This window comes from Burkholderia sp. Bp9012 (genome assembly GCF_003853825.1).
In the GTDB taxonomy this organism is placed as follows: domain Bacteria; phylum Pseudomonadota; class Gammaproteobacteria; order Burkholderiales; family Burkholderiaceae; genus Burkholderia; species Burkholderia diffusa.
Genome location: NZ_QTQA01000004.1, coordinates 350,170 through 367,069, shown reverse-complemented (window position 1 = coordinate 367,069; position 16,900 = coordinate 350,170). Strand labels below are relative to the sequence as shown.

General features: G+C 68.4%; 16 protein-coding genes. 9 read left to right on the top strand and 7 right to left on the bottom strand.

What is annotated here, in order from left to right:
* Positions 1 to 64: 64 nt before the first annotated feature.
* From DIE11_RS07865 to DIE11_RS07835, 6 genes are all read left to right on the top strand, one after another.
* Positions 65 to 565 carry a MerR family transcriptional regulator gene (locus DIE11_RS07865; protein WP_124622635.1) on the top strand — a complete coding sequence of 167 codons (501 nt, stop codon included), beginning with the start codon at positions 65 to 67 and terminating at the stop codon, positions 563 to 565.
* Positions 562 to 2,118, top strand: a complete 1,557-nt coding sequence (locus DIE11_RS07860) for an MFS transporter (protein WP_059604348.1) — start codon at positions 562 to 564, stop codon at positions 2,116 to 2,118. Before DIE11_RS07865 ends, DIE11_RS07860 begins: the two co-directional genes overlap by 4 nt.
* Before the next feature lie 38 nt (positions 2,119 to 2,156).
* Positions 2,157 to 2,987: a zinc-dependent peptidase gene (locus DIE11_RS07855; protein ID WP_124622634.1), complete on the top strand. Its 831-nt coding sequence runs from the start codon at positions 2,157 to 2,159 to the stop codon at positions 2,985 to 2,987.
* Between the two features lie 160 nt (positions 2,988 to 3,147).
* Positions 3,148 to 3,411 (top strand): type B 50S ribosomal protein L31, encoded by a 264-nt coding sequence (locus tag DIE11_RS07850; RefSeq protein WP_040144297.1) that lies wholly within the window; start codon positions 3,148 to 3,150, stop codon positions 3,409 to 3,411.
* Positions 3,412 to 3,637: 226 nt separating this feature from the next.
* Positions 3,638 to 5,395, top strand: coding sequence for a glycosyltransferase family 39 protein (locus DIE11_RS07840; protein WP_124622632.1), 1,758 nt, complete (start codon positions 3,638 to 3,640; stop codon positions 5,393 to 5,395).
* Between the two features lie 2 nt (positions 5,396 to 5,397).
* A complete protein-coding gene (locus DIE11_RS07835) occupies positions 5,398 to 6,762 on the top strand; it encodes an MATE family efflux transporter (RefSeq protein WP_124622630.1) in 1,365 nt (454 codons plus the stop codon).
* A gap of 15 nt (positions 6,763 to 6,777) precedes the next feature.
* On the opposite strand, the gene lipA is transcribed toward DIE11_RS07835, so the two are convergent.
* From lipA to DIE11_RS07810, 5 genes are all read right to left on the bottom strand, one after another.
* Positions 6,778 to 7,743, bottom strand: a complete 966-nt coding sequence (lipA, locus tag DIE11_RS07830) for a lipoyl synthase (protein ID WP_124622628.1) — start codon at positions 7,741 to 7,743, stop codon at positions 6,778 to 6,780.
* A gap of 2 nt (positions 7,744 to 7,745) precedes the next feature.
* Entirely contained in the window at positions 7,746 to 8,861 is a 1,116-nt protein-coding gene (locus tag DIE11_RS07825; RefSeq protein WP_124622626.1) for an acetoin dehydrogenase dihydrolipoyllysine-residue acetyltransferase subunit, read from the bottom strand.
* Between the two features lie 4 nt (positions 8,862 to 8,865).
* Complete coding sequence (locus DIE11_RS07820; protein ID WP_059604326.1) at positions 8,866 to 9,870, bottom strand: alpha-ketoacid dehydrogenase subunit beta; 1,005 nt, start codon at positions 9,868 to 9,870, stop codon at positions 8,866 to 8,868.
* Between the two features lie 68 nt (positions 9,871 to 9,938).
* Positions 9,939 to 10,922 carry a thiamine pyrophosphate-dependent dehydrogenase E1 component subunit alpha gene (locus DIE11_RS07815; protein ID WP_059604323.1) on the bottom strand — a complete coding sequence of 328 codons (984 nt, stop codon included), beginning with the start codon at positions 10,920 to 10,922 and terminating at the stop codon, positions 9,939 to 9,941.
* Between the two features lie 100 nt (positions 10,923 to 11,022).
* Positions 11,023 to 12,081 carry an ATP-NAD kinase family protein gene (locus DIE11_RS07810; protein ID WP_124622624.1) on the bottom strand — a complete coding sequence of 353 codons (1,059 nt, stop codon included), beginning with the start codon at positions 12,079 to 12,081 and terminating at the stop codon, positions 11,023 to 11,025.
* Positions 12,082 to 12,603: 522 nt separating this feature from the next.
* On the opposite strand from DIE11_RS07810, the gene DIE11_RS07805 reads away from it, so the two are divergent.
* A complete protein-coding gene (locus DIE11_RS07805) occupies positions 12,604 to 14,523 on the top strand; it encodes a sigma-54-dependent Fis family transcriptional regulator (RefSeq protein ID WP_124622622.1) in 1,920 nt (639 codons plus the stop codon).
* Between the two features lie 19 nt (positions 14,524 to 14,542).
* Here DIE11_RS07805 and DIE11_RS07800 read toward each other — a convergent pair whose 3' ends face one another.
* On the bottom strand, positions 14,543 to 14,977 hold the full coding sequence (locus tag DIE11_RS07800) for a carboxymuconolactone decarboxylase family protein (RefSeq protein ID WP_124622620.1): 435 nt from the start codon (positions 14,975 to 14,977) through the stop codon (positions 14,543 to 14,545).
* Positions 14,961 to 15,422: a MerR family transcriptional regulator gene (locus tag DIE11_RS07795; protein ID WP_059604310.1), complete on the bottom strand. Its 462-nt coding sequence runs from the start codon at positions 15,420 to 15,422 to the stop codon at positions 14,961 to 14,963. The genes DIE11_RS07800 and DIE11_RS07795 overlap by 17 nt, the downstream gene beginning before the upstream one ends.
* 286 nt (positions 15,423 to 15,708) lie before the next feature.
* On the opposite strand from DIE11_RS07795, the gene DIE11_RS07790 reads away from it, so the two are divergent.
* On the top strand, positions 15,709 to 16,305 hold the full coding sequence (locus tag DIE11_RS07790) for a helix-hairpin-helix domain-containing protein (protein ID WP_124622618.1): 597 nt from the start codon (positions 15,709 to 15,711) through the stop codon (positions 16,303 to 16,305).
* Between the two features lie 88 nt (positions 16,306 to 16,393).
* Positions 16,394 to 16,825, top strand: a complete 432-nt coding sequence (locus DIE11_RS07785) for a YidB family protein (RefSeq protein WP_059680097.1) — start codon at positions 16,394 to 16,396, stop codon at positions 16,823 to 16,825.
* Positions 16,826 to 16,900 lie beyond the last annotated feature (75 nt).

Genomic DNA, 16,900 nt, shown 5'->3' with positions numbered 1-16,900 from the left:
GAACGTGAACGTACAGGTTGATCTATAATCGCGCCATCGCCCCAACCGACGCCGCGCCAATCCAATGCCGAACGACGCCCCCCCCTCACCGCTGACCGTAAGCGACGCCGCGTCGCGGCTCGGCGTCACGCCGCGCACACTGAAGTATTACGAAGAGCGCGGGCTCGTCACGCCGTCACGCAGCGGCGGCCGCTATCGCCTCTACGACGAAGCCGATCTCGAACGCTTCGCCCGCATCCTGCGGCTGCGCGCGCTCGGCTTTTCGCTACACGGCATCACCGAGATGCTCAAGCGCCCGCTGGAAGAAACGGGCGACGGCAGGCGCCGCTATTCGGACGCGTCGCTGCGCGACATCCGCTCGGGGCTCGCTGAGCAAATCGACACGCTCGACCAGCGGATTGCGGCCGTCCAGCGCGAGCTGAAGGAAGCCGTCGCGCTGCGCAAGGAACTGCAGCACGACATCGACTACATCGAACGGCGCCTCGCCGGCGAAAACCCCGACACGCTGATCGCGCAGCGGCAAGCCGAAGCCGGCACGCGGCGCGCGCGCAAGGATCAGAAATGAACGTCGCGCCGGGTCGCCCGCCGCTGTGGAGCCGTGCGAACCTGCGCGCGGACCTGTTCCCGTGGGCGCTAGCGCTCGTGACCGGCATCGACTACTTCGACAACGCGGCCTTCTCGTTCTTCGCGAGCTACATCGCGGGCGGCATCAACGCGTCGCCCGACGAGCTCGTGTGGTCGTCGAGCGCGTATGCGGTCACGGCCGTGCTCGGCATCCTGCAGCAGCAATGGTGGGTCGATCGGCTCGGCCATCGCCGCTACGTCGCCGGCTGCATGCTGATGTTCTCGTTCGGCGCGATCGCGGCCGCACTCGCCGACACGTCGCTCGAGCTCGCGTTCGCGCGCGGCTTCCAGGGTTACTTCATCGGCCCAATGATGGGTGCATGCCGGATCCTGATCCAGATCAGCTTCAAGCCGCAGGAGCGGCCGCCCGCCACGCGCGCGTTCCTGATCATGATCCTGCTCGGCAGCGCGCTTGCACCGATCGTCGGAGGGCTGCTCGTCGCGCATTTGACGTGGCGCGCGCTGTTCGCGTGCACGGCGCCCGCCAGCATCGCGTTCGCGATTCTCGCGCTCCTCACGCTGCCCGATTCGGGCAGAACGCCCGACGACGAGCGCGGCTCCGGGCATTTCTGGCCGTACATCGTATTCGCGCTCGCGCAAGGCGCGCTGCAGATCGTGCTGCAGCAGGTGCACTACCAGCTCTACAGCGGCTCGCCGATGCTGATCCTGCTGACGATCGGGGGACTTGGCGCGCTCGCGTGGTTCGCCTATCACCAGTGGAACCATCCGACGCCGCTCGTGCGACTGCATGCGTTTCGCGAGCGCACGTTCCAGGTCGGGTTGCTGCTGTATATGTTCTATTACTACGAGTCGACGGGCTTCAGCTACCTGACCTCCCGCCTGCTCGAAGGCGGGCTCGGCTATCCGGTCGAGAACGCCGGGCGCCTGGTCGGCACGATGTCGCTGATCTCGGCCACCGCGCTGTTCGTCTACCTGCGCCACGCGAAGCGCGTCACGCACAAGAAATGGTTCGTCGTGCCGGGGTTCGCGATCGCGATCGTCGCAGCGCTGTGGATGACGCGGATGACGCCCCAGGTCGGCGAGGCCGCGCTGATCGTCCCGCTGCTGCTGCGCGGGCTGTTGCTGCTGTTCATCGTGCTGCCGGTCGCGAACCTGACGTTCCGCATTTTCGCGATCGACGAATACACGCACGGCTACCGGCTGAAGAACATCGTGCGGCAACTGACGATCTCGTTCGCGACGTCGTCGGTGATCATCGTCGAGCAGCACCGGCTGGCCGTACATCAGACGCGGCTCGTGGAGCGCGCGAACGTGTTCGATCCGCTGTTCCAGCAAACCGTCGACGCGCTCACGCGCAGCTACGCGGCTGCCGGCCATGCGCTGAACGAGGCGCACGCCCTCGCGATCGCATCGATCGCGCGGATGGTCGCGCAACAGGCGTCGTTCCTCGCGTCGCTCGACGGTTTCTATTTCCTCGCGGGCGTCGCGCTCGTCGGCGGCCTCTTCGCGGCATGGCAAAAAGAGATCGATTGAGTTAAAAGACAGGCTTTGGATTCTCCCGCGCTGCTTCCATGCTCTCGAAACTGACCCGCTGGCTCGACGACCGCCGCCGCGACCGCGCGCTGCGCAGCCATCCGATTCCCGACGAGCTGTGGCGGGACACCGTCGCGCGCCTGCCATTCCTCGACGCGCTGTCGCCCGGCGATCTAGGTCGGCTGCGCGAGCTGACGAGCCTGTTCATCGCGAAGAAATCGTTCTCGACCGCGCACGGACTCGCGCTGACCGACGAGATGATTGTCGCGATCGCCGCGCAGGCGTGCCTGCCCGTGCTGAACCTCGATTTGTCGCTGTACGACGGCTGGGTCGGCGTCGTCGTGTATCCGGGTGAATTCGTCATCCGCAAGACCGTGCAGGACGAGGACGGTGTCGTCCACGAAGTCGAGCAGGATGCGAGCGGCGAAGCGTGGGAAGGCGGCCCGGTGATCCTGTCGTGGGAAGACGCGCAGATGACGGACGGCCGCGACGCATACAACGTCGTGATCCACGAGTTCGCGCACAAGATCGACATGGTCAATGGCGAGGCCGACGGGTATCCGCCCCTTTTTCGCCGCTGGCACGCGCCGCACCTCGACGCGCAGGCGTGGGCCGACGTGTTCGAGCATGCATACGACCAGTTCTGCGCGCGCGTCGATGCAGTGCCGGATCGCGCGTGGGCGCGCTTCGAGCGCGACTCGCTGATCGACCCCTATGCGGCCGATCACCCGTCGGAGTTCTTCGCGGTGTGCAGCGAGGCGCTGTTCGTGCGACCGCGTGCGTTCGAGTCCGAATTTCCGGAGCTCTACCGGCTGCTCGCCCGCTACTATCGACAGGATCCGGCCCGGACGGGCGCCCTTGACGCGTGATGAAAATTATTCGTCAACCGTCTGATTTTCTGGCATAATCGCCGTTTTTCGACCTTAGGCAAGTGGCTCGCGCCGGGCTTGACGTCGGCTGAATCGTGCGAATGCGCGCGGTCCGGCACGGCAAGCGGCGGGTTGGCTACCGCTCTCACCAAGGAACATCATGAAACCTGGCATTCACCCGGACTACCGCGAAGTCGTCTTCCAAGACATGTCGAACGGCTTCAAGTTCATCACGCGCTCGACGATCCAGACGCGTGAAACCATCGAACACGAAGGCAAGACCTACCCGCTCGCCAAGATCGAAGTGTCGTCGGAATCGCACTCGTTCTACACGGGTCAGCAAAAGATCATGGACACGGCAGGCCGTGTCGAGAAGTTCAAGAACAAGTTCGGCGCACGCGCCAGCGGCAAGGTCGCGAAGTAAGCTTCGCACCGATCCGGTGGTTGCAACGCACCGGTACCGCACGAAAGGGCAGCCCAGGCTGCCCTTTTTTGTCTCCGCTCGCCGGGAAAACGCCGCACGGCGGCCGGTGCAGGGGCAATCGTCCGACGCGCAACGGCCGGCGCGTCTACAATGCCGGATGCCCGAATCCGGCGCCGTCGGCGCATGACCGCGCCGGCCGCCTGCTCATAACAAATCACTCATCTGCATGAAGCCAGTCGTTCGTCTCACCGCCTCCGCCACGCGCGCGCTGCCGCGCTGGCTGCTGCTTACGCTCTGCCTCGTCTACGCGGCGTTCGGCCTGTTCGGCCGCGACCCGTGGAAGAACGAGGACGCGGCAGGCTTCGGCGTGATGTGGACGATGGCCACCGGCGGCTGGCACGACTGGCTGCTGCCGAATCTCGTCGGCAAGTTCATCACGACCGACGGGCCGCTCGGCTACTGGCTCGGCGCGCTGTCGATCCGCGCGCTGGCACCGTGGGTCGACGCGAGCAACGCGTCGCGCGTCGACACGGGCGTGCTGTTCTGCGTCGCGTGCGCGTTCGTCTGGTACGCCGCCTACCTGCTCGGCCGGCGCGCCGAGGTCCAGCCGTTCAAGTACGCATTCGGCGGCGAGCCGGAGCCGCGGGACTACGGTCGCACGCTCGCCGACGGCGCGCTGCTGGTCCTCGTCGCGTGCTTCGGGCTCGCGGAGCGCGGCCACGAAACGACGCCGCAGCTCGCGCAGTTCGCGTGGATCGCGATGTTCGTGTACGGCATCGTGCGCGGCATCGACAAGCCGATGCAGGGTGCGCTGTGGTGGGGCGTCGCGATCGGCCTCGTCGCGCTGTCCGGCAACCCGGTGCTCGTCGTCGCGCTGCTCGCCGGCACGGCCGCACTGTGGCTCGTCACGCCGGAGATGCGCAACCTGCGCCTGCCGCTGATCGGCCTGCCGCTTGCGGCCGCGATCTTCGCGCTGTGGCCGCTCGCCGCGTTCCACGCGGCACCCGACGACGCCGCGTGGTTCTTCAATCAGTGGATCCACGGCAGCCTGATGCGCTTCTCGGGCCCGCCGACCGCGGTGCTCGCCTACGCGGCGAAGAACCTGCCGCTCTTCACGTGGCCCGCGTGGCCGCTCGCGATCTGGGCGTGGTGGAGCTGGGCCGGCATGCGCCGCCGCGCGCACATCGCGATTCCGCTGTCGGTCGTGGTACCGCTCGTCGCGCTCGTGATCCTGCAGAGCCAGCAGTCGAACCGCATGTACATGCTGCTGCTGCCGCCGCTCGCGGTGCTCGCTACCTTCGCGCTGCCGACGCTCAAGCGCGGCGCGATCAACGCGTTCGACTGGTTCGCGGTGCTGAGCTTCACGATCCTCGGCACCTTCGTGTGGCTCGTATGGCTCGCGTCGCTCACCGGCTTCCCGCACCCGCTCGCGCGCAACCTCGCGCGCCTGGTGCCGGGCTACGAACCGCACTTCAAGATCCTCTCGTTCATCTGCGCGGTGATCGTCACCGTGTGCTGGTGCCTGCTCGCGCGCTGGCGCATCTCGCGCCAGCCGAAGGTGCTGTGGCGCAGCGTCGTGCTGTCGGGCGCGGGCACCACGCTGATGTGGGTGCTGCTGATGACGCTGTGGCTGCCGATCGTCAACTACGGCCGGACCTACAGCGATGTCGCGCAACAGATCGCGTCGCATCTGCCGAAAGACTATGAGTGCATCGCGCCCGTGCGGCTCGGCGATGCGCAGATCGCGACTTTCGCGTACTTCGGCGACATGCACTTCGAATTCTCGGGCGACTGCGACGTGATCCTGCGCCAGGACCGCGCGGACTTCGGCGAGCCGAGCGCGATGTCGCAATACGTGTGGCGTCTCGTGTGGGAAGGCCGTCGCGTCGCCGACCGCGACGAACGCTTCCGCCTGTACGAGCGCATCGAGCGGCCAACGGCGCCCGTCAAGCGCCGCGGCCCGCGCCACCGGACCGTCGATTGACGATGTTCGCCGACATCCGCCGGATCGTCGGTCTCGCGTGGCCGGTGCTCGTCGGCCAGCTCGCGATCATCGCGTTCGGCGTGATCGACACGGCGATGGTCGGCCGGTATTCGGCCATCGACCTGGCCGCACTCGGGCTCGGTTCGTCGATCTACGTGTCGGTCTACATCGGGATGACGGGCATACTGTCCGCGCTGCAGCCCATCACCGGGCAACTTTACGGTGCGCGGCGCTACGCGGAAATCGGCGAGGAAGTCCGTCAGGCGCTGTGGCTCGCGCTGATGCTCGCGGTTCCCGGCTTCCTGCTGCTGCACTTTCCCGAACCGCTGCTGCACATCGCGCACGCACCGCCCGCGCTGCACGATCGCACGGTCGAATACCTTCGAATCCTGTCGTACGGCCTGCCGGCGAGCCTCGTGTTCCGGATCTACAACGCGCTGGCCAACGCGGCCGGCAAGCCGCGCCTGGCGATGATCCTGCAGGTTGGCGCGCTGCTGCTCAAGTTTCCCCTCAACGTGTGGTTCATCTTCGGCGGCTTCGGCGTGCCGGCCCTCGGCGGGCCCGGCTGCGGGCTCGCCAGCACGCTGATCAACTGGGCGCTCGCCCTGATCGGCTTCACGCTGCTCGCGAAGCTCGACGTGTTCTCGCCGCTTTCGATCTTCTCGCGCTTTTGCTGGCCCGTCTGGGCACGCCAGAAGGCGATCCTGAAGCTCGGCGTGCCGATGGGCCTGTCATACCTGATCGAGGTCACGTCGTACACGTGCATGGCACTCTTCATCGCGCAATTCGGCACGACGACGCTCGCCGGCCACCAGATCGCCGGCAACATCGGCGCGGTGCTGTACATGACGCCGCTGTCGATCGGCGTCGCGGCGTCGACGCTGGTGGCACGCGCACTCGGCGCCGGCCGCCCGGACGAGGCACGCCTGCTCGGCCGGCACAGCGTGATGCTCGCGTGCGGGATCGCGGCGGCGTACGGCGTGCTCGTGTTCACGCTGCGTCCGCTGATCGTCGGCGGCTACACACCGAACCCGGCCGTGGCCGCCGCCGCGCTGCCGCTCGTCGCGATCGTCACCTGCTACCACTTCTTCGACGCGCTGCAGATCACGTCCGCATTCGTGCTGCGCGCGTACAAGGTCGCGGTCGTGCCGACCGTGATCTATGCGGTCGCGCTATGGGGCGTCGGGCTCGGCGGCGGCTACGTGCTCGGCTTCGACGTCGGCGGCATCGCGCCCGCCTGGCTGACCGGCGCGCGCGGCTTCTGGTTCGCGAACACGATCAGCCTGATGCTCGCGGGCGCAGGCCTCGCGCTCTACCTGCGCCACGTCAGCCGCACGCAACCGGCCGTCAGCGCATACGGCTCATGACGCATGGCGCGCGGCCTACGCGCCCTCCAGCACGTCGGCCGCGTGGTACGAGGACCGCACGAGCGGACCGGCAACGACTTCCCTGAACCCGAGCGCCAGCCCCTCGTCTCGCCATGCGGCGAACGCATCGGGGCTCACGTAGCGGCGCACCGGCAGATGGTGCGCGGACGGCGCGAGATACTGGCCGAGCGTCAGCACGTCGACCTCGTGCGCACGCAGGTCGCGCAGCGTGCCCCGCACCTCGTCGTCGCGCTCGCCGAGCCCGAGCATCAAGCCCGATTTCGTCACGAGCGTCGGCCGCGCGGCCTTCGCCTGCGCGAGCAGTTCGAGCGAACCGCGATAGTCGGCGCCCGGCCGCGCCGCCCGATACAGCGACGGCACCGTCTCGATATTGTGATTGAACACGTCCGGCCACGCTGACGACAACGCATCGAGCGCCCGCGCGACGCGGCCACGGAAATCGGGCGTCAGCACCTCGACGCCGATGCCCGGCACGCTCGCGCGCACCGCCGCGATGCAGGCCGCAAAATGCGCAGCGCCGCCATCGCGCAGGTCGTCGCGATCGACCGACGTGATCACGACGTAGCGTAGTTCGAGTGCCGCGACCGCGTCGGCGAGCCGCGCGGGCTCGTCGGGATCGAGCGGATCGGGGCGGCCGTGCGCGACGTCGCAGAACGGGCAGCGCCGCGTGCACAGTCCGCCCATGATCATGAAGGTCGCGGTGCGCTGCGCGAAGCATTCGCCGATGTTCGGGCACATCGCCTCCTCGCAGACGGAATGCAGCCGATGATCGCGCAGCACGGCCGCCATGTCGGCGACCGCCCCGCTCATCATCGGCCGCGCCCGCAGCCACGGCGGCTTCGGCAGCGCCGCGCCGGCCGCGGGCTCGACGCGCACCGGAATGCGCGCGAGCTTGTCTCGGCTCCTCGCGCCCGGCTGGCCGAGCGCGGTGAGGCTGGGTCGTTCGAGCGCGGCGGCCATCGTCAGTCTCCGAGAAACGCGACGATCAAGCGGTTCACGTCGGCAGCCGCCTCCATCTGCACCATGTGGCCGCTGCCGGCGATCACCTCGACCCGCACGCCGTCCGGCAAGCCCTGCGCATGCTGCGCCGGAATCACCTCGTCGCGCTCGCCCCAGATCACGAGCGTGCGCGGCGCGAGCACCCCGACGCCGTCGCGGAACACGCGCCGCTGGGACGCACCGTCGAACGCGGCGTTCGCGATCTTCTCCAGCGCGGCCTGCACACCTTCGAGCCGCTTGTACTTGACGAGATCCTCGACCAGTTGTCGCGTCACGAGCGCGTCGTCGGCGAACAATGCGCCGAGGTGCGGCTTCAGTGTGTTGCGGCTGTTGCCGGCGACGAAGCCGTCGATATAGGCGCGGTTGATATCGGTGCCGAGCCCCGCGCTCGCGATCAGCGTCAGCGACGCGACGCGTTGCGGCGCGCGTTCGGCCGCGGCCATCGCGACCGCGCCGCCCATCGAATGCCCGATCAGATGCGCACGATCGATGTGCTGCGCGTCGAGCAGCGCGAGCACCGCGTCGGCCAGTTCGTCGAGACTGCCCGTGTCGACCGCCTTGCCCGACTCGCCGTGCCCGGGCAGGTCGAGCGCCCACACGGGCCGATGCGCGGCCAGCTCCGCGTGGTTGAACAGCCAGTTGTTCAGGTCGCCGCCGAAGCCGTGGATCAGCACCGCAGGCGTACCCGACCCGTCGCCGAGTTTCAGGAACCGGACCGTGCGTCCGCCGATCTGCGCCTTCTCGGGTTGCGGGCCCGCCGCGTCGTCGGCGGCCGCGGCCGGCACGAAATCGCGCTGGAATTCCGCGATCGCCGCGTCGATGTCGGCATCGCTTGCCTCGGCCGCGGCCACCACGCCGAGCAGCGCACCGACCGGCAGCGTCTCGCCCTCCTGCGCGACCTGTCGGCGCAGCGTGCCGTCGAACGCGCACTCGACGCCCGACGAGATCTTGTCGGTCTCGACGTCGAGCACTTCGTCGCCCTTCGTCACGCGTTCGCCGATCGCCTTCAGCCAGCCGTTGACCTGCCCCTGCTCCATCGACAGCCCCCACTTGGGCATCGTGATCATGTGAATCGACATCGTGTCAGCTCCTCGTCTTCAGTACCGCCTGCGCGATCGCGTCGGCGGATGGGATGTAAAGGTCTTCCAGCACGCCGGCGAACGGCGTGGGCGTGTGCGGTGCGGTCACGAGCTCGATCGGTGCCTTGAGCGATCGGAACGCGCGCCGCGCGACGAGCGCGGCGATGTCGGTCGCGATCGAGCAGCGCGGGGTCGCTTCATCGACCACCACCACGCGCCCGGTGCGCTCCGCGCTTTCGAGGATCGTTTCCTCGTCGAGCGGCGACGTCGTGCGCAGGTCGATCACGTCGACCTGGATGCCGTCCTTCGCGAGCTTCGCGGCCGCGTCGGTCGCGAGGTGCACCATGCGGCCGTAGGTGACGATCGTCGCGTCATCGCCGTCGCGCACGATGTTCGCCTCGCCGAACGGAATCGCATAGGATTCCTCAGGCACATCGCCTTCGCGCGTGTAGAGAAGCTTGTGCTCGAGGAAGATCACGGGATCGTTGTCGCGGATCGACTGGATCAGCAGCCCCTTCGCGTCGTAAGGCGTCGACGGGCACACGACCTTCAGCCCCGGGATGTGCGTAAACAGCGACGTGAGCATCTGCGAATGCTGCGCGGCCGCGCGCAGGCCGGCGCCGTACATCGCGCGGATCACGACCGGCGTCACGGCCTTGCCGCCGAACATGTAACGGAATTTCGCGGCCTGATTGAATATCTGGTCGAAGCACACGCCCATGAAATCGATGAACATCAGCTCCGCGACGGGCCGCATCCCGCACGCGGCCGCGCCGACCGCCGCGCCGATGTAGCCGCCTTCCGAAAGCGGCGTATCGAGCACGCGGCCCGGAAACTTGTGGAACAGCCCCTTCGTCACGCCGAGCACGCCGCCCCATGCGTCATCCTCGCCCGGCGCGCCCGCGCCGCCCGCGTTGTCCTCGCCCATCACGATCACGCTGTCGTCGCGCGCCATTTCCTGCGCGAGCGCCTCGTTGATCGCCTGCGAATAAGTGATCTTCCTTGCCATGTCCGTCTCCTGGAATATTGGGTTCGCCGTGCCGGCTGCAGGCCGGTGGCCGCTGTGTCACATCGCGCTCACGGGTACGACACGTACACGTCGGTCAGCAAGTCGGCCGCGTCGGGCAGCGGCGCGGCCTTCGCCTGCGCGACCGCGTCGTCGATCAGCGCCTTCACCTGCGCATCGACCGCGCGCAGTTCGTCGGTCGTCAGCACCTCGGCACGCACGACGCGCGTCTCGAAATGTTTCAGGCAGTCCTTCTCGTCGCGCAGCTTCTGCACTTCGCCCGGCGCGCGATAGGTCTGCGCGTCGCCTTCGAAGTGACCGAAATAGCGCGTGAACTTCACTTCGACGAGCGTCGGGCCGCCACCATTGCGTGCGCGTGCGACAGCTTCGCCGAGCGCTTCGTGCACCGCGAAGAAGTCGAAGCCGTCGACGATCACGCCCGGCATCCCGAAGCCGTTCGCGCGGTCGGCGATGTTGTCGGTCGCGACCGACCAGCTCGACGACGTCGCTTCCGCATAACCGTTGTTCTCGGCCACGAAGATCGCCGGCAGCCGCCACACCGACGCAAGGTTCATCGATTCGAAGATCACGCCCTGATTCGACGCACCGTCGCCGAAGAAGCACACCCCGACGCCGCCCGTCTTCTTGTGCTTGGCCGCGAGCGCCGCGCCGCACACGAGCGGGCCGCCCGCGCCGACGATCCCGTTCGCGCCGAGCATCCCCATCGACAGGTCGGCGATGTGCATCGAACCGCCCTTGCCGTGGCAAACGCCCGTCTTCTTTCCGTAGATCTCGGCCATCATCCCGTGCACGTCGACGCCTTTCGCGATGCAGTGGCCGTGCCCGCGGTGCGTGGTGGCGACATAGTCCTCGAGGCCGAGGTGCAGCATGGTGCCGACTGCGGAGGCCTCCTCGCCCGCGTACAGGTGAACGAAGCCGGGGATTTCGCCGGTCGCGAACTCGACGTGCAGGCGCTCCTCGAATTCGCGGATCGTGCGCATCAGCCGATACGCATCCAGCAGCGTGTCCCTGCTGAGCTGTGTCGAAACGGTCATGTGTGTCTCCTTGATAGGTCTGACTGCGAATGCCGCCGCGGCAACGCCCCGGCGACGGATTGCACGACGGCCCGGCCGTCGGTGAAACGTGAAGCCGGCGTCAGCCGCGCCACGCGCCGGCATCGCGCAACAACTGCCGCGACGACGCGTAACGCAGCGTGCGGCCGACATCGACCGTCAGCGGCCCGCGCCAGTCGAGCGCGATCTCGTAGCGGTCGCCGCGCGTGACCTCGATCTCGCGCTCGCCATCGAACGCGAGCGTGCCGTGCTCGAACGGGATCGTCTGCCACGCACCCGGCTCGAGCCGCTCGCAACTGCGCATCACGACGCGATCGACGCGGCCGGGTGCGATCGGCGCGACGAGCGGCGTGCCGGCGGTCTTGCCGTCGGCGGTGAAACGCATCGCGAGCCCGTGCGGCGCGCTGCGCTCGAGCGGTGCCCACGCGCCGCCGAGCGCGGACAGGCCGATGCCGTCCGGCTCCGCGAAAGTCAGATAGAGCGTGTCGATGTCGTCAGGCCCCGAGATCGCACGCGCGCCGATGAAGCGCTGGCGGGCCGCGCACACGTCGACGAGCGCGATCTCCTCGCGCCCCGCGTTCGGGCCCGCCCCGCAGCGCACGACGAGCCGCTTGTTGCGCGCGAACGCGACCTCGGCCGGCACGGCGCCGGTCGCGACGAGTCCGGCCGCGACGCCCGCGACGGTCGCCTCGCGATGTTCGGGAAACGCGTTGTTGGTGCCGGTGGACAGCGCGACGAGCGGCGTCGCGCCGCAATGCGCGGCGACCGCGCGATGGGTGCCGTCGCCGCCGAGCACGACGATCAGCGCGACTTCCATCCGGTGCATGTAAGCGGCGCCGGCGTGCGTGTCGGCGACGGTATCGGAGATCGGCAGGTCAACGAATTCGACGTCGGGCCAGCGTTCGTGCGGCGCGACCGCGCGATGCGTATCGAGCGCACGCATCAGCAGCGTCGCGATGCCCGTCTTGTCGCGCAAGGTCAGCACGCGCTCGACGCCCATCGCGCCGAGGCCGGCGAGCAGGCGCACGACCATGTTGGCCTTTTCTGCCGTCGGGAACACGGATGCATGCGTCGTCAGGCGGCGAATGTCGCGCCCCGATGCGGGGTTCGCGATCACGCCGACGGTCACGGGCGTCGTCACGGGCTTGTCTCCATCCAGTGGACCGGCGCTCGCGCCGGCCCTGCATGTGTCGTCCGCCGTCATCGAGGGCAGCGGATCATCGCACCCGACGCGACCGCGCCGGGCTTGCCCATGACATCTGCAAGCGGCGTGCCACCGTGTGTGCGACGACCACGGAACCCGCGTGCGGACTGGCTCTGCGGGCATGCCGATCAGCGACATCTGCCGCCTTGACAGCCCGACGCTCCGCGAAACAGCCCGTGCGTCTCACGCCATCGATCTCCCGGCGCACCGGTTTCGGCACCTTCATCCGGATTGCGCGTCGGCCGGCAAGCCACGCGTATCGCGGCGCGGCGCGCGACACCATGACGTGGGCCACCATCGCGCGCGGCATGCCCGCGCGTCTCAATCGCGCGAGACCGGCTGAGATGCCGCTGAGACGAACGTCTCACGCCGCGCGCGTGCTGCGATGCAATGTGATCCGCGCCGGCGGATGTGCTACAAGAACATCGAATTCCCCGTCGTACGGAACCGGAGCCGACCATGCCCTACGCCGTCCCCCAGGCCCAGCACGCCGACCGTGTGCTCGGCGCGCTCGCCGGACGCCTGCCCGCGCCTGCCGATTCCGCGCGTCTCGTGTCGTCGTGGCAGCGCTCGCTCGAGCGCTACGCGCTCGACCCCGCGTCGTCGATCGGCCCGCGCGTGCTGACCGCGGCCGAGCTGCGCGAGGTGCGCGACAAGGAGGAAGCCTTCCTGCGCGCGTCGGGCCAGTGCCTGACGCGCCTGCACGACATGATTCGCGTCGCCGATTACTGCGTGATGCTGACCGACGCGCACGGCGTGACGATCGATTACCGGATCGACCGCGAACGCCGCAACGACTTCCGTCATGCGGGGCTGCACATCGGCTCGTGCTGGTCCGAAAGCGAGGAAGGCACCTGCGGGGTCGCGAGCGTGCTGACCGATCTCGCGCCGATCACCGTGCACAAGACCGACCACTTCCGCGCGGCGTTCACCACGCTCACCTGCAGCGCGGCCCCGATCTTCGCGCCGGGCGGCGAACTGATCGGCGTGCTCGACGCGTCGGCCGTCCAGTCGCCGGACGGCCGCGACAGCCAGCGTCTCGTGTACCAGCTCGTGCGGCAGAGCGCGGCGCTGATCGAGGACGGCTATTTCGTGCACAGCACCGCGCAATACTGGATATTGTTCGGGCATCCGAATCGTCACTACGTCGAGGCGCAGCCCGAATGGCTGATCGCGTTCGACGAGTGCGGCAACATCGTCGCCGCGAACCGGCAGGCGCGAGACGCGCTGCCGGCGCTGCGCGAACCGCGCCATATCGACGAGATCTTCGACGCAACCGAGATGCCGCTGCGCGACGCCGCGCGGCTCGACGCGATCGTCGCGCTGCGGCTGCGCGCGACGGGTGCCCCGCTCTATGCGCGGCTGCGCGCGCCGCTACGGCGCGCCGGCCGGGAAACCGGCACGGCATCGCGCCGCCCCGGCACCGCGCAGCGCCACGTCGGCACCCTGACGCCGTTCCTGCACAGCAGCGACGCGCGCGTCGCGCAGCAGGCCGAACTCGCGCTGCGTGTCGCGAGCAAGCGGCTGCCGATTCTCGTACTCGGCGAAACCGGCGCAGGCAAGGAAGTATTCGCCCGCGCGATCCACGACGCCGGTGCGCGACGCGCACGGCCGTTCGTCGCGGTCAACTGCGGCGCGCTGCCCGAGGCGCTGATCGAAAGCGAGCTGTTCGGCTATGCGGCGGGTGCGTTCACCGGTGCGCGCAAGCACGGCGCGCGCGGCAAGATCGCGCTCGCCGACGGCGGCACGCTGTTCCTCGACGAAATCGGCGACATGCCGCTCACGCTGCAGACGCGCCTGCTGCGCGTGCTCGCCGACGGCGAGGTCGTGCCGCTCGGCAGCGATACGCCCGTGCGCGTCGATCTCGACGTGATCTGCGCGACGCACCGCGATCTCGCGCGCATGGTGGCCGACGGCACGTTCCGCGAGGATCTGTATTACCGGCTGAGGGGCGCGACGTTCGAATTGCCGCCGCTGCGCGAGCGCGCGGACGTGCGCGACGTGATCGCCGCGGTATTCGCCGAGGAAGCGCAGGCGACCGGCCACGTGCTCACGCTCGACACGTCGCTCGCCGAGCAACTCGCCGCGTATCCGTGGCCGGGCAACGTGCGGCAACTGCGCAACGTGCTGCGCTATGCGTGCGCGGTGTGCGATGCCGCACGCGTGACGCGGCGCGACCTGCCGGCCGATCTCGCCGCACAGCTCGGCGCCGGCCCGGCCGGCGGCGCGCTGCCGCACGACGAACGCGGCCGCATCGTCGCGGCGCTCACCGCGCATCGCTGGCGGCCTGACGCGGCCGCGCAGGCGCTCGGCATCTCGCGCGCGACGCTGTACCGGCGGATCGCGAAACACCGGATCGTCGCGCCGCACCGCGCGTGACGAGCCGGCGCGACCGCCATCACGCGGCCTGCGCGGCCACTTCGCCTGCTTTCCCGGCCTCACCCGCCGCTTCGTCGCGCCGCGCGAACACCTCGTGCGCGGCGAACAGCGCGTTCAGCGCGGCCGGGAAACCTGCGTAGACGGCCATCTGCATGAACACCTCGACGATCTCGTCGCGCGTGCAGCCCACGTTCAGTGCCGCCTCGACATGCACCTTCAGTTGCGGCTGCGCGTTGCCGAGCGCGGCCAGCGCGGCGATCGTCGCGATCTCGCGCGCCCTCAGGTCGAGCTGCGGCCGGCTGTAGATGTCGCCGAAGCCGAACTCGACGAGCAGCCGCCCGAAGTCCGGCGCGATCGGCGCAAGCGCCGCGATCACGCGTTCGCCCACTTCGCCGTCGATTTCCTTCAGCTTGTTCCAGCCGCGCGTGTAGCGATCTTCAACGAGTCGATCCATGGTGTCCGTCCTGTTCCAAGAGTGAATGAGTAGCATTCGCCCGTCGTTCCGTCTCGCGCTCCTTGGCCTCGTAGTACGCGATCTTGTCGCCGATCGCGTCGAGGCTCGCCTGCAGTTCCGCGATATGCGCGCGCACCGCGTCGCGATGCGCGGCCAGCAAGCTGCGCCGCGCACCGAACGTCGACTCGCCTTGCGCACGCAGCGCCGCGAACTGCTGCATCTGCGCAATCGGCATGCCGGTCGCCTTCAGACGCATCACGAAGGCAAGCCAGTCAAGGTCGGCCGGCGCATAGAGCCGGTGCCCCGCCGCCGTGCGTGAAATCGCGCGCAGCAGGCCGGCCTGCTCGTAATACCGCAGCGTATGCGTCGACACGCCGGTCAGTTCGGCGACTTGCCCGATCGTCAGCGGACCGGCGGCGGAAGGTCTGGATACGGTTTTCGACATGGCAGGATCAAGGTTAGGAGTTAGAGTTCACTCTAAGTCAAGCATTGTCGAATGGCCAGGCACGACAATCCGAAATCCCCGCCGCGAACACCGTAAAGAATGGTCAAAACCGCAGCTCGACGCGGCTTTCTGTCTTTACAGCGACGCAAGCCTTCAGCAAGATTCGGACAGCCTGTCTCAAAAAGGGCACGCATTTGTCCTATGCTTAACGGCGACACCCGGCCAGGGTTCGCCCCGCCGTCCGTTGCAACAGCCATTCATCCGTCAGAACCAGGGAGCCTTTGCCATGCTGAAAAAGCTGCTGATGCTGTTCGTCGCGCTGTCGCTGTCGCTCGCCGCCGGCATCGCCGCGGCCGTCGAAGTCAACACGGCCGACCAGGCCGCGCTCGAATCGGTGAAGGGCCTCGGGCCCGTGAAGTCGAAGGCGATCATCGACGAACGCACCAAGAACGGCCCGTTCAAGGACGCGGACGATCTCGCGAACCGCGTGAAGGGTCTCGGCACGAAGTCGGTCGGGCATCTCGAGGAAAACGGCCTGACGATCGGCGGCTCGTCGACGCCACCGAAGGGCGTGAAGCTGTCGAAGCCGGCCGCGACGACGTCGGCGACCACGTCGGCCACGACGTCGGCATCGACGTCGACGACCGCAACGGCCGGCACGACGGCGACGGCCCCGGCCGCGAGCGCCCCCGAAGCAGCGACCAAGCCGGCCAAGAGCAAGCGCATGTCGAAGAAGGAAAAGGCAGCCGCGGCCGCAGCGGCATCCGCCGATGCGGGAGCGAGCGCGCCGGCCGCAGCGTCGTCCACGAAGGCGACGAAGGGCTCGAAGAAGAAGAGCAAGAAGGACAAGGCAGCCTCCGCCGCCGCGGCGTCGGGCGCCTGATATGCGCCACGCGCGCGATCGCGTGCGCGCGGCATTCGATCAACGGGCGCCGTCGTTGCGGCGCCCTTTTCAGTAAAGGTGAAGAACCATGGGTCTCCTAGACATCGTTGGCGGTCTGATCGGCGGCCAGGCCGGCGGCAACTCGCAAAGCGCACTCATCACGACGGCGCTCGAATTCATCAACAACCAACCGGGCGGCCTGAACGGGCTGATCGAGAAGTTCAAGGCCGGCGGCGCCGGCGACATCATCGGCTCGTGGGTCGGTAACGGCGAAAACCAGCCGATCTCGGCCGACACGCTGCAGAACGTGCTCGGTTCCGACGTCGTCGGCTCGCTGGCGAGCAAGGTCGGCATCGATCCGTCTCAGGCATCGTCGATCCTCGCGCAAGTGCTGCCGCACGTCGTCAACGGCGCGACGCCGAACGGCGAAGTGCCGGCCGGCGGCCAGGTCGATACGTCGAACGTGCTCGGCACGCTCACGCAGCTCGCCGGCATGTTCGGCGGCAACAAGCAGGCCTGAGCCCGCAGCGCGCCGGCTGACCGCCCCGACGGCGGTTTCGGCCGCCCCATATGCAAACACCCCGCCTGAGCGGGG